Genomic DNA, 11,217 nt, shown 5'->3' on the forward strand with positions numbered 1-11,217 from the left:
GCCCGGCGATGTCGCCGGGCCGCCCCTGTGGACGGTGGTGCGTCAGGTCACTTGAGGGTGACGGTGGCACCGGCCTCTTCGAGCTTGGTCTTGGCGGCCTCGGCGGCCTCCTTGTCGGCCTTCTCGATGATCGCCTTGGGGGCGGACTCGACGAGGTCCTTGGCCTCCTTGAGGCCCAGGCCCGACACGATCTCGCGCACGACCTTGATCACGCCGATCTTCTTGTCGCCGGCCGACTCCAGGACGACGTCGAACTCGTCCTGCTCGGCGGCGGCCTCGCCACCGGCAGCCGGGGCGCCGGCGGCGGCGACGGCGACCGGAGCGGCCGCGGTGACCTCGAAGGTGTCCTCGAACAGCTTCACGAACTCGGAGAGCTCGAGAAGAGTCATCTCCTTGAAGGCCTCGAGCAGCTCGTCGTTGCTGAGCTTCGCCATGGTGGCGTCCTTTCTGTTGGTCCCGGTGCCGTCAGACGGCCCGGAAGCATGTGGGGTGGATCAGTTCTTCTTGTCCTGGAGCGCCGCGAACAGACGTGCCAGCTGCGAGGCGGGCGCGTTGAACAGGCCGGCGGCCTTGGCCTGGTTGCCCTTGAGGGCACCGGCCATCTTCGCGAGCAGGACCTCGCGGGACTCGAGCTCGGCGATCTTGTCGAGCTCGTCGGCGGACAGCGGGGCGCCGTCCATGACGCCGCCCTTGATGACGAGCGCCTTGTTGTCCTTGGCGAAGTTCTTGAGCGCCTTGGCGGCGTCCACGACCTCACCGGTGACGAACGCGATGGCGGTGGGACCGGACAGGAGGTCGTCGAGACCCTCGACTCCGGCTTCCTCGGCCGCACGCTTGACCAGGGTGTTCTTGGCCACGGTGTACGTGGCCGCGTCACCCAGCGTCTTGCGCAGCTCGGTCACCTGGGGAACGGAGAGTCCGCGGTACTCGGTGACCACGGCGGTGGAGGAGTTCTGGAAGTGCTGCTTGATCTCCTCGACGGCCTGGACCTTTGCGGGCTTTGCCATGTTTCGCCTCCTTTCTGCATCATCTCGCCCGGGAGAGACACGAACGCCCCGTGCGCAGGTGGCACGGGGCGCGGAGGAGGCGGGCCCGCGGGCGCGCTGTCGTCTACGCTGACCGGTGTTCTCCTGCGCGGGCCGTCCGGGCGCTCCCGGACCCTTCGACCACCCCCGGCGGGAATGGCGACCTGCGGTCTTCGGTGAAACTTGATCAGGCGCCCGGGGGCCTGGACCTCCGAGCGTTCAAACTTCGGACCCAAGGGTATAGGCGGCGGACGCCGCATACCAAATCGCCCGGGCCGGCCGCGAATGGCGGCAAGTCCGGCTTTCTGACAGATTGGTCCCGTGTCTCCAGCCTCCTCCCGCCTCGCCGTCGTCTATAACCCCACCAAGGTCGGAGTCGACGAGGTGCGCCGTCGCGCCACGGCACGGGCGTCCCGGCACGGGTGGACCGACCCCGTCTTCCTCGAGACCACGGAGGACGACCCCGGCACCGGTCAGGCCGCCGAGGCGGCGGCGCAGGGCGCCGGGCTGGTGATCGCGTGCGGCGGCGACGGCACCGTGCGCTCGGTCGCACAGGGACTGATCGGCACCACGGTGCCGATGGGCGTGGTCCCCCTCGGCACCGGCAACCTGCTGGCCCGGAATCTCGACATCCCCCTGGACGACGTCGACCGCGCGCTGCGGGTGGCCATGACCGGACGCAGCCGCGCCATCGACATCGGCGAGGTCCGCTACACGGACGGCGAGGGCGACTCCCACGACGACGTGTTCCTGGTGATGCTCGGTGCCGGGATGGACGCCGACATGATCGCCGGCACAGACGACGACCTCAAGGCGCGGGTGGGCTGGCTCGCCTACGTGGGCGCCTTCGCCTCCACCCTGCTGCGCGGCCACAGGATCAGGGTGGACTACTCCCTCGACGACGGCCCGCGGATCCAGACCCGCGCGAGGACCCTGCTCGTGGCGAACTGCGGGATGCTGCAGGCGGGGATGGTGCTGCTGCCGGACGCGGTGATCGACGACGGCCTGCTGGACGTGATGGCCCTGCGTGCGAAGGGCGCGATCGGGTGGGCGAAGGCCGGCGTGGTCCTAGCGCAACACACCGTCCGGCACCGCCTCAGCGCGCTGCGCCGCGGGGGCGGTTCGTCCCACGGGCCCGAGCGTCACGAGACCCGCCCGGTGGATTTCCGCCAGGGCGTGGGTGTCACCGCGCGCATCCTGGAGAAGCCGGCCGCGTTCCAGATCGACGGCGAGGACCGCGGAACAGTCGCCGAGTTCTCCGCCCGGATCAAGCGGAGGGGCCTCGCGGTACGCGTCGCGTACTGAACGAGCCGCCGGGCCTCGGCCGCGCGTCAGGGGTCCCGGAAGAGCGGAAAGCCCCGCGCCGGCGATTCCGGTCGCGGGGCCTTCGGCCGAGCTGGCTAGCTCACTCCGAGTCGGTGCCGGCCTCGAGGAGCTTCGAGATCGCCTGCGTGTCGACCGGGATGCCGGGGCCGGTCGTGGTGGAGACGGTGATCTTCTGCAGGTAGCGGCCCTTGGAGGAGGACGGCTTGAGGCGCATGACCTCGTCGATCGCGGCCTGGTAGTTCTCCGTGAGCTGCTCCGGCGTGAAGGATGCCTTGCCCACGATGAAGTGCAGGTTGTTGGCCTTGTCGGTGCGGAAGGTGATCTTGCCGCCCTTGATGTCGTTGACGGCCTTGGTCACGTCCATGGTGACGGTGCCCGTCTTGGGGTTGGGCATGAGACCACGCGGGCCGAGAACGCGGGCCACACGGCCGACCTTGGCCATCTGGTCCGGGGTGGCGATCGCTGCGTCGAAGTCGAGCCAGCCGCCCTGGATGCGCTCGATGAGCTCATCGGAGCCGACGGCGTCGGCGCCGGCGGCCTCGGCCTCGGTGGCCTTCTCGCCCTCGGCGAAGACGATCACGCGGGCGGTCTTACCGGTACCGTGCGGAAGGTTCACGGTGCCACGGACCATCTGGTCCGCCTTGCGGGAGTCGACGCCAAGTCGCATGGCGACCTCGACGGTGGCATCCATCTTCGTCGAGGAGGTGTCCTTGGCCAGGGCCAGGGCTTCCAGAGGCGAGTACAGCTTGGTGCGGTCGACCTTTTCAGCGGCGGCCTTGTAGGCCTTGCTGTTCTTGCTCATGTCTCATCCATTCCTGCCGCGTCACTCACGCGGCGGTCGGGTGTGGTTCGGGCCTGAGCTGCCCTCCCACGCAGTGCTCGGGGGTGGAGGTCAGCCCTCGACCGTGATGCCCATGGAACGGGCGGTGCCGGCGACGATCTTCGCGGCCTGGTCGATGTCGTTGGCGTTGAGGTCCTCCAGCTTGGTCTGCGCGATCTCACGGACCTGGTCCATGGTGACCTTGCCTACCTTGGCGGAGTGCGGCGTGCCGGAGCCCTTCTGCAGGCCGGCGGCCTTGAGCAGGAGCTTGGCGGCCGGCGGCGTCTTCAGCTTGAAGTCGAACGACCGGTCCTCGTAGACCGTGATCTCGACCGGCACGACGTTTCCGCGCTGGTTCTCGGTGGCGGCGTTGTAGGCCTTGCAGAACTCCATGATGTTGACACCATGAGCACCCAGAGCCGGGCCGACCGGCGGGGCCGGGTTGGCAGCGCCGGCCTGGATCTGGAGCTTGATGAGCCCTGAGACCTTCTTCTTCTTCGGAGGCATCGTCTTCCTGATTCTTCGACTGGATCTCGGCACCGCGCTGTACACGCGGGAGGCCGACTGTCGTGTGCACCCGCCCCCGCCGCCCCACCGTGAGGCGGGCATGCGGCGACACAAGCGCAACCTGGGAGAGTTTACGTGTTCCGCGCACGCAACGACTAATCGTGGGCGCGCACCGCTCCCCCGGACGCCTTCGGTGCGGAGACGACGAACCCGCCCCACGCTGGGCGCGGGGCGGGTCGCCGGAGGTTCGCGCGGGTCAGTCGATCTTCTCGACCTGGCTGAAGCCGAGCTCGACCGGGGTCTCGCGGCCGAAGATCGACACTAGCACCTTGAGCTTCTGGGCGGCCGGGTCGACCTCGGAGATCGACGCGGGCAGGGTCGCGAACGGGCCGTCCATGACGGTGACCGACTCGCCGACCTCGAACTCGACCTCGACGTTCTGCGGGACCAACCCGGCGTCGCCGTCGGCGACACCCGCGGCGGCGGCCTTCTTCTCCGGCTTGGGCGCCAGGAACTTGGCCACGTCGCTCAGGGAAAGCGGGGTGGGGCTGCCGCCCTGGCCGCCGGTCGCGCTGACGAAGCCGGTGACGCCGGGGGTGTTGCGCACGACGCCCCACGACTCGTCGTCGAGCTCCATGCGCACCAGCACGTAGCCGGGCAGGACCTTGCGGTTGGCGGTCTTCTTCTGACCGTTCTTGACCTCGGTGTACTCCTCCACCGGGACCTCGACCTGGAAGATCTTGTCCTCGGCGCCGAGGGTGACGGCGCGGGTCTCGAGGTTGGCCTTCACCTTGTTCTCGTACCCGGCGTACGAGTGGATGACGAACCAGTCGCCGGGCAGCTTGCGCAGCTGGCGCTTGAACGCGATGACCGGGTCGATCGCGGGCGTGGCCGGCTCGGCCGGCGACTCCTCGGCGGGGGCGTCGTCGCTCACGTCGTCGGTCTGCAGCGCCGACTCGTCGAGCTCGGCCTCGGCGACGTCCTCGTCACCCTCCTCGACGATGTCGCCCTCGACGTCCTCGTCGATCTCGGTGGGCTCGGCGTCGGTGGCCGCGTCCTCGTCGAGCTCGGCGCCGGCCGCGACGGTCTCGTCCTCGGCCTGCTCGGCGGCGGCGTGCTCGGCGGCGGCGTGCTCGGCGTCCTCGGCCCCGGGGCTCTGATCGATGTCGCTCACGGAAAATGCGGTCCTCTCGAAGTCGGCGGTCCGGATCTCACCCCGGACCTTCAGCGGCAGGTCTCTAGCGGTCGAAGACGAGCTCGACGAGCTTGCCCGCGCCGAAGTCGACGCCCGAGACGAGCGCGGTCATGAAGATGAGGAACAGGAACACGACGATGGTGTAGGTGACCATCTGGTTGCGCGTGGGCCAGATGACCTTGCGCAGCTCCTCGACGACCTGCTTGAGGTACTTGACGGGATTCGCGCGGGCGGTCCGCGTGTCCTCCGGCTTGTCCGCGTCCGTGCGGACCCGGCCCGCGACGGCCGTGTCGGCACGACCGGCCTTACCCGTGGGAACGGCGGCGGCCTCGGAGTCGCGAGCGCCGCGGGTATCGACGTCGTCGTCGCGATCCTGGCTCACGCGGCTACCTCCGGGTCGTCTGGCTTGCGGGGAAGTGCAGGGGCGACAGGACTTGAACCTGCAACCTGCGGTTTTGGAGACCGCTGCTCTGCCAGTTGAGCTACGCCCCTTCGGCCGGTTTCCCGACCACCCGTACCGTCCCGCGTAGCGGACCGCACGATCGCCTCGACTCTACAGTGTCGGCGACTGCCCGGGGGCAGCGCGGGTCGCGACCACGTTCGGTCGGGCATCTCAGTGTACGACAGCCGCCCCGGCGCCCCGAAATCGGCTCCCCCGGCCCTCTCAGTCCCCGAGCGCGACCGTGACGATCGCCTTGCCGAACACCTTGGCCCCGCCGCTGGTGACGACCAGCGCGACGTCGGCGCTCGAGCCGTCCTCTGCGACCTTCTTCACCGTCCCCGCCACCGCCAGGAGCGCCGGGGCGTCGGCCGGCACCACCACGGGGGCGGCGAACCGGAACGAGGTGGCCAGGACGCGATCGGCGCCCCCGGCCCACTCGGCGACGACCCCGATCGCCAGGGCCGAGGTCAGCATCCCGTGCGCCACCACACCGGGCAGGCCGAGCGCCTGCGCTGCCGCGTCGTCCAGGTGGATGGGGTTGTGGTCCCCCGACGCCTCGGCGTAGCGACGCAGGTCCTCCCGCCGGACCGGCAGTGTCCGCGGGGGCAGGGCGTCGCCGGCGGCGGGACTCGTCGTCGTCGCCCCCGTCGTGCCCTCCGGCGCGGGCGTCTCCTCCGGCGCGGTCGTCTCCTCCGGCCTGGTCACGCCTCCACCTCCGCGGTGAGCAACGCACTGGTCAGGGTCTGGACGGGCTCGCCGTCGGCGTCGCGGAGCACCGTGTCGAAACCGATCATGCGCCCGCCGCGCGCCGACCGCACGCCGGTGACCGTCGCGGTGGCGGTGAGGACGTCGCCCACGCGGATCGGCCGGTGGTGCTCGCTCGACTGGGCGGTGTGGAGGGTCCGCGCGAGGTCGATGCGCAGCGCGGGGTGCTCCATCACCGCGCGTTGGACCGGGGCGGTCAGGGCGGCGGCCAGCGTCGCGGGGACCTGACCGGCGGGCGCGCCGACGGCCTCGGCGAACCGTGTCACGACCGCGTCGGTCACGGTCACGGGATCGGCGACGACGACGAGGTCATCGGCGGTGTCTGTGCTCACAGCCCCCGACGCTACCTGAGGGCGCGTGCGGCGGGATCGCCCTCGCGGCGGCGCCCCGGCTCCTACGGTGAGGGCGGTCCAGCAGGAGGTGCGACGTGAGCCATGACTGGACACGCCCCCGGACTTCCGGCTGAGCCACGGCGTGTTCGGCGGCAGGGACGGAACCACGCCCGCGACCGCTGTACCCCGATCGACGTCCGGTGCGAGAGAGTCGCTCCCCGGGCCGGAACGACGAAGGCCGCCCGCGGCGATGCGGACGGCCTTCGATGGAAGTCGTACCGGTGGGGGGACTCGATCCCCCGACCTCACGATTATGAGTCGTGCGCTCTAACCAGCTGAGCTACACCGGCATGCCCTGCCAGTCGGGCGATCGAGCCGCCCCGCACAGTGCGAGCCCCCTGTCGGAATCGAACCGACGACCTTTTCCTTACCATGGAAACGCTCTGCCGACTGAGCTAAGGGGGCGGGCTACGCTCTGCGGCTGATCTCCCAACCGCTCGGCGCTGAAGCCTTTAGCAGATTACACACACCGCCGAACGCCGCACAAATCCGCCGGTGAGGGGTCTGTCTCCGGCAGGATGGGCGGGTGCGCATCTCCGTGGTCATCCCCGTGCTCGACGACGCCCGCGAGCTCGCGGGGTGTCTGGCCGCGCTCGCCGCACAGACTCGGGCCCCCGACGAGGTCGTGGTGGTGGACAACGGCTGCTCGGACGACAGCGTCGCGGTGGCGCGGTCCGCAGGCGCCCGCGTGGTCGTTGAGCCCGTGCGCGGGATCCCCGCCGCGGCCGCGTCCGGGTATGACGCCGCCACGGGTGACGTCATCGCCCGCCTCGACGCCGACTCCCGACCGGGCTCCGACTGGCTGGCACGGATCGAGTCCGCGTTCGCCGCCGACTCCGAACTCGTCGCGGTCTCGGGGCCGGGCGAGTTCATCGGCTTGACCGGCTGGCGGGCCCGGGCGGCGAAGCTGCTCTACATGGACGCGTTCTTCGTGTCCGTCGGATCCGCGATGGCCCACCCGGTGTTGTTCGGCTCGAACCTGGCGATGCGCCGCAACGCGTGGGAGCGGGTCCGCGACGGGGTCGACCGCACCGACCCGGAGCTGCACGACGACATCGACCTGTCGTTCCAGTTCGGAGCCGCGGACCGCCTGTGGGTGGACCGTTCGCTCGCCGTGGGCATCTCGGCCCGACCCTTCGACGACCCCGCCGCGATGCGCCGCCGCTTCTCGCGGGCGTTCCGCACGATCTTCCGCAACTGGCGCACGAGCCCGCCGTCGCAGCGGTGGCTGGAACGCGTCCAGCGCTGACCCGGCGCGGCGTCGGCCACACCGGGTCGGGCGCGGCTTTGGCGGTTCGGCCATTCCGCCAGCACATCCGGCCCCGAATGCGCTGCCCCTTTGACCTGCGATGTCGGATTGCTCGAAAATCGACGGGTTGAGCTGGGGGAAGGGACCACACCGGCAGCGCGAGCCGAAGAGCCAGCACACCCGGCGGCATACGCGCTGCCGGACTGCCCGCAGCTCAGTCCCAGACGAGGACCGACCAGAGGACCAGTTGCGTCACGCAGAATCCCGCGAGCATGTTGAGCACCAGGAAGCGCTTCCAGCCCTCGTTGGTCGCCTCGGCTGTGGCATCGGTGACCCGCGTGTAGGCGGCCACCGTCGCGAGGTACGGCAGGATCGCGAACGCCGCCCCCGAGGCCGGCCACGGCGCCGAAGTCAGCAGCACCAGTACGGCGGCCGCGTAGCAGGCCAGCGCGAACCACACCGTGGCCCGCGCCCCGAGCACGGTGGCGACCGACTTCAGGCCGGCCTCGCGGTCGAAGCGCACGTCCTGCACCGCACCGAACGCCTGCGACGCCGCACCCCACAACATGAACGCGATGAGGCAGGCCCACACCCCGCCGCTGAGATCTGCTCCGGCGATGGTCCAGCCGACGATCGCCGGGGAGACGAAGTGGAACGCCGACGTCCCGGAGTCCAGGAACGGAATCTCCTTGAAACGCAGCCCCTTGGCGCTGTAGGCGATCACCGCGAACGCGCTCGCCGCCAACCACAGCGACGACTCGAGCGTCCCGACCACCACGAGGTAGACCAAGAACGGCACGGTCGTCACGGCCGACGCCACCAGGGTCGGCCTGTGCAGCGACCGGTCGAGCACCGCCCCCTCGACCCCGCCCTTGCGGGGGTTGCGCAGGTCGGATTCGTGATCGAAGACGTCGTTGATCCCGTACATCGCAAGGTTGTACGGCACCAGGAAGAAGACCGTCCCGATCACGCCCACCAGGTCGAACCCGCCAGTGGCCAGGAAGTACGCCAGTGCGAACGGGGCGGCGGTGTTGATCCACGAGACCGGGCGGGACGACCAGAAGAGGGTGGTGAGCAGTCCGGGCGGTGCGGGCCGGTCGGGGCTGCGGACCTCGTCGTCGTCACCCCGCCCCGGCGCGCCACCCACCGCCACCGCACGCGGCCGCGCGGTGAGCACGAACCACACCGACGGCATGAACACCGCCACCGCCACGGCATAGGCGAAGTCCTCGATCGGTGCCAGGCCGAGGCGGATGCCGCTGGTGAGGGCGTCGTCGTAGGCCACGAGCCCGGCGGCGATCATGATGTTGTCGAAGATCGCCGTGAGCACGAGCAGCACCACGAGCGAGCCTCCGACCCCGATGAGCCAGCGTCGCCGGTCCTCTCCGCGCAGGCGCCACAGAGCGATGAGCGCGGCCGCCACCACCGGGATGGACATGGTGGCGTTCATCGTGGAGTAGATGCTCACGCGCGCTCCCCCGCCCGCCGTGACCGGACGTGCTCGACGAACGTCACCGCCCCGGTCGCGCACACGAGCGCGAGGTGGGACAGGAACGCGAGGAACACGACCTCCTCGAGCGGGATCTCCGGCGCCACGAGCAACCCGGTCATGAAGTCGGTCTGCCCGCGAAAGAACACGCCGCTGCGCACGCCGAGCACGTCCCACGTCAGCAGCAGCGCCACCGACGCGGTCACGGCGAGCGCGGTGGCCGCCGGCGCGCGGAACGCCGCGAGCTTCCAGCGATGGTCGATGACGAGGATGCCCGCGAACGAGATCGCCTGGACCGCCAGGTACGCCAGCCCGATCACCGGTCGAACACCGTGCCCCCGCCCGACGCCGCGCCCCCGCTGGCGGCGGCCCGATCGAACACCGTGCCCCCGCCGGGCTCGGCGACCGGCGCCGTGCTCGTGTCCCCGCGGACGTGCTTGAGCACCAGCTCGGCGCTGATGAGGCACATCGGCAGGCCGATGCCGGGGATCGTCGAGGCACCCGCGTAGTACAGGCCGTCGACGTGCTTGCTCACGTTGCGGGTGCGGAAGAACGCGCTCTGCGCGAGCGTGTGTGCCGGGCCCAGGGCGGTGCCGCGCCACGCGCCGAGGTCGGCCTCGAGGTCGGCGGGCGCGATGGTGCGCCGCACGACGACCCGCTCGGCGAGGTCGTCGGCGCCCGTCCACTCGGCGATCTGGGCGATCGCGCGGTCGGCGGCGGCCTCGATCACCACATTCCCGGCACCGTCCACGCCGCCGCGCCCGAGGGACGGATCGGCGGGGATGGGCACCAGGACGAAGAGGTTCTCGTGCCCCTCCGGCGCGATCCCGGCTGCCGGGTCGATGTCGGTGGCGCTGGGTCGACAGACGTAGAGCGACGCCGGGTCGGGGATGTGCGGGTCGTCGCCGAATATCGCGTCGAACCCCTCCTCCCAGCGGTCGGTGAACAGCAGCGTGTGGTGCGCGAGCTGCGGCAGCTCGCCGCGCACGCCGAGCAGGATGAGCAGCGCGCCCGGCCCGGGGGTCTTGGCGTCCCAGTATTTCTGTGGGTACGTGCGGAGGTCCTCCGGGAGCCACCGGGTCTCGAGGTGGTGGAGGTCGGCGGCGCCGACGACGAGGCCGGCCGGCAGCGTCCGCTCCGCCCCTGCCCGGTCGCGCACCCTCAGGCCCTGCACACGGGGGCGGGCCCGGCCGGACACGCGCCCGGCGGCGCCCTCGGATGTGGTGACCAGTTCGATCGCCTCGGTGCCCGTGTGGATGCGCACCCCCTGCTCCTCGGCCACCCTGCGCACGGCGGCGATCACCTCGGTGAACCCGCCCCGCGGGTAGAGGACGCCGTCGGTGAGGTCGAGGTGGCTCATGAGGTGGTAGATCGACGGCGCCAGGTACGGCGAGGAGCCGAGGAACACGGCCGGGTAGCCGAGGATCTGCTGGATGCGCCGGTCGGAGAAGCGCCGCGACACGAACGAGTGCAGCGGCTGCACGAGCCGCGCCACCAGGCTGCCGGCCCGGGCCACGACGTCCGGCCGCACGAGCGCCGGGTACGAGGTGAAGTTGGTGTAGAGGAACCGCTTGAGCGCCAGGTCGTACGTCGTGCGCGCCGAGTCGAGGTACGTACCCAGCACCCGCCCGGCGCCGGCCTCGAGCGACTCGAACAGGGCCGTGGACGCCGCGCGGTCCGAGCGGACATCGACCGGGTCGCGCCGGTTCTCGAAGTACACGCGGTACCCGGGGTCCAGGCGGACCAGGTCGAGTTGCTCATCCGCGGAGGTGCCACAGAGACGGAAGAAGTGGTCGAATACCTCGGGCATCAGGTACCACGAGGGGCCGGTGTCGAAGCGGAACCCGACCGCCGACCAGCTGCCCGCGCGGCCGCCGACCTGGTCAGTGGCCTCGACCAGGGTGACGTCGCGGCCCTCGCGGGCGAGCAGCGCTGCGGTCGCCAGGCCCGCGATCCCGCCGCCCACCACCACGACGGGCCCGTCCGGGGCGTGCCGGGGGTTCATCG

Annotated in this window: 13 protein-coding genes and 3 tRNA genes; 2 read left to right on the plus strand and 14 right to left on the minus strand. The window is 70.8% G+C overall.

Going from position 1 to position 11,217, the window contains the following annotated elements; all coding sequences use genetic code 11:
• Positions 1 to 47: 47 nt before the first annotated feature.
• Together rplL and rplJ are read right to left on the minus strand one after the other, a co-directional pair.
• Complete coding sequence (rplL, locus tag HMPREF3086_RS07005; protein WP_061228425.1) at positions 48 to 434, minus strand: 50S ribosomal protein L7/L12; 387 nt, start codon at positions 432 to 434, stop codon at positions 48 to 50.
• 60 nt (positions 435 to 494) lie between these two features.
• Entirely contained in the window at positions 495 to 1,007 is a 513-nt protein-coding gene (rplJ, locus tag HMPREF3086_RS07010; RefSeq protein ID WP_061228426.1) for a 50S ribosomal protein L10, read from the minus strand.
• Positions 1,008 to 1,346: 339 nt separating this feature from the next.
• Here rplJ and HMPREF3086_RS07015 point away from each other — a divergent pair, with 339 nt between their 5' ends.
• Entirely contained in the window at positions 1,347 to 2,330 is a 984-nt protein-coding gene (locus HMPREF3086_RS07015; protein ID WP_070720980.1) for a diacylglycerol/lipid kinase family protein, read from the plus strand.
• Between the two features lie 100 nt (positions 2,331 to 2,430).
• On the opposite strand, the gene rplA is transcribed toward HMPREF3086_RS07015, so the two are convergent.
• The 9 genes from rplA to HMPREF3086_RS07060 all read right to left on the minus strand — a co-directional run bounded on the left by rplA (position 2,431) and on the right by HMPREF3086_RS07060 (position 6,877).
• Positions 2,431 to 3,153 carry a 50S ribosomal protein L1 gene (rplA, locus tag HMPREF3086_RS07020; RefSeq protein ID WP_070720983.1) on the minus strand — a complete coding sequence of 241 codons (723 nt, stop codon included), beginning with the start codon at positions 3,151 to 3,153 and terminating at the stop codon, positions 2,431 to 2,433.
• Positions 3,154 to 3,243: 90 nt separating this feature from the next.
• Positions 3,244 to 3,678, minus strand: coding sequence for a 50S ribosomal protein L11 (gene rplK, locus HMPREF3086_RS07025; protein WP_061228429.1), 435 nt, complete (start codon positions 3,676 to 3,678; stop codon positions 3,244 to 3,246).
• A 256-nt stretch (positions 3,679 to 3,934) separates the two neighbouring features.
• Positions 3,935 to 4,852 carry a transcription termination/antitermination protein NusG gene (gene nusG, locus HMPREF3086_RS07030; protein WP_070720986.1) on the minus strand — a complete coding sequence of 306 codons (918 nt, stop codon included), beginning with the start codon at positions 4,850 to 4,852 and terminating at the stop codon, positions 3,935 to 3,937.
• A 64-nt stretch (positions 4,853 to 4,916) separates the two neighbouring features.
• On the minus strand, positions 4,917 to 5,255 hold the full coding sequence (gene secE / locus HMPREF3086_RS07035; protein ID WP_061228431.1) for a preprotein translocase subunit SecE: 339 nt from the start codon (positions 5,253 to 5,255) through the stop codon (positions 4,917 to 4,919).
• Between the two features lie 37 nt (positions 5,256 to 5,292).
• Positions 5,293 to 5,365, minus strand: a tRNA-Trp gene (locus tag HMPREF3086_RS07040).
• A 172-nt stretch (positions 5,366 to 5,537) separates the two neighbouring features.
• The gene (locus HMPREF3086_RS07045; RefSeq protein WP_082767669.1) at positions 5,538 to 6,020 is read right to left on the minus strand and encodes a MaoC/PaaZ C-terminal domain-containing protein; all 483 of its coding nucleotides are present in this window, start codon (positions 6,018 to 6,020) and stop codon (positions 5,538 to 5,540) included.
• Positions 6,017 to 6,412, minus strand: coding sequence for a (3R)-hydroxyacyl-ACP dehydratase subunit HadA (gene hadA / locus HMPREF3086_RS07050; RefSeq protein ID WP_061913630.1), 396 nt, complete (start codon positions 6,410 to 6,412; stop codon positions 6,017 to 6,019). Before hadA ends, HMPREF3086_RS07045 begins: the two co-directional genes overlap by 4 nt.
• Before the next feature lie 276 nt (positions 6,413 to 6,688).
• A tRNA-Met gene (locus HMPREF3086_RS07055) sits at positions 6,689 to 6,762 on the minus strand.
• A gap of 42 nt (positions 6,763 to 6,804) precedes the next feature.
• A tRNA-Thr gene (locus tag HMPREF3086_RS07060) sits at positions 6,805 to 6,877 on the minus strand.
• A gap of 121 nt (positions 6,878 to 6,998) precedes the next feature.
• Between HMPREF3086_RS07060 and HMPREF3086_RS07065 the strand changes: the two genes are divergently transcribed.
• A complete protein-coding gene (locus tag HMPREF3086_RS07065; RefSeq protein ID WP_070720990.1) occupies positions 6,999 to 7,721 on the plus strand; it encodes a glycosyltransferase family 2 protein in 723 nt (240 codons plus the stop codon).
• Between the two features lie 214 nt (positions 7,722 to 7,935).
• Here the strand turns inward: HMPREF3086_RS07065 and HMPREF3086_RS07070 are convergent, their stop codons facing one another.
• From HMPREF3086_RS07070 to crtI, 3 genes are read right to left on the minus strand one after another with little or no spacing between them, the layout of a single operon-like run.
• On the minus strand, positions 7,936 to 9,189 hold the full coding sequence (locus tag HMPREF3086_RS07070) for a prenyltransferase (RefSeq protein ID WP_311200571.1): 1,254 nt from the start codon (positions 9,187 to 9,189) through the stop codon (positions 7,936 to 7,938).
• Positions 9,186 to 9,530, minus strand: a complete 345-nt coding sequence (locus HMPREF3086_RS07075) for a lycopene cyclase domain-containing protein (RefSeq protein WP_070720994.1) — start codon at positions 9,528 to 9,530, stop codon at positions 9,186 to 9,188. Before HMPREF3086_RS07075 ends, HMPREF3086_RS07070 begins: the two co-directional genes overlap by 4 nt.
• On the minus strand, positions 9,527 to 11,215 hold the full coding sequence (gene crtI, locus HMPREF3086_RS07080; protein ID WP_061228435.1) for a phytoene desaturase family protein: 1,689 nt from the start codon (positions 11,213 to 11,215) through the stop codon (positions 9,527 to 9,529). Before crtI ends, HMPREF3086_RS07075 begins: the two co-directional genes overlap by 4 nt.
• Between the last annotated feature and the right edge of the window lie 2 nt (positions 11,216 to 11,217).

It is taken from the genome of Dietzia sp. HMSC21D01, from assembly GCF_001815995.1.
Lineage (GTDB): Bacteria > Actinomycetota > Actinomycetes > Mycobacteriales > Mycobacteriaceae > Dietzia > Dietzia cinnamea.

Bases quoted from the DNA above. Each gene is read 5' to 3' on its own strand.
- rplL (WP_061228425.1), bottom strand. From the start codon at position 434: ATGGCGAAGCTCAGCAACGACGAGCTGCTCGAGGCCTTCAAGGAGATG.
- rplJ (WP_061228426.1), bottom strand. From the start codon at position 1,007: ATGGCAAAGCCCGCAAAGGTCCAGGCCGTCGAGGAGATCAAGCAGCAC.
- rplA (WP_070720983.1), bottom strand. From the start codon at position 3,153: ATGAGCAAGAACAGCAAGGCCTACAAGGCCGCCGCTGAAAAGGTCGAC.
- rplK (WP_061228429.1), bottom strand. From the start codon at position 3,678: ATGCCTCCGAAGAAGAAGAAGGTCTCAGGGCTCATCAAGCTCCAGATC.
- crtI (WP_061228435.1), bottom strand. From the start codon at position 11,215: ATGAACCCCCGGCACGCCCCGGACGGGCCCGTCGTGGTGGTGGGCGGC.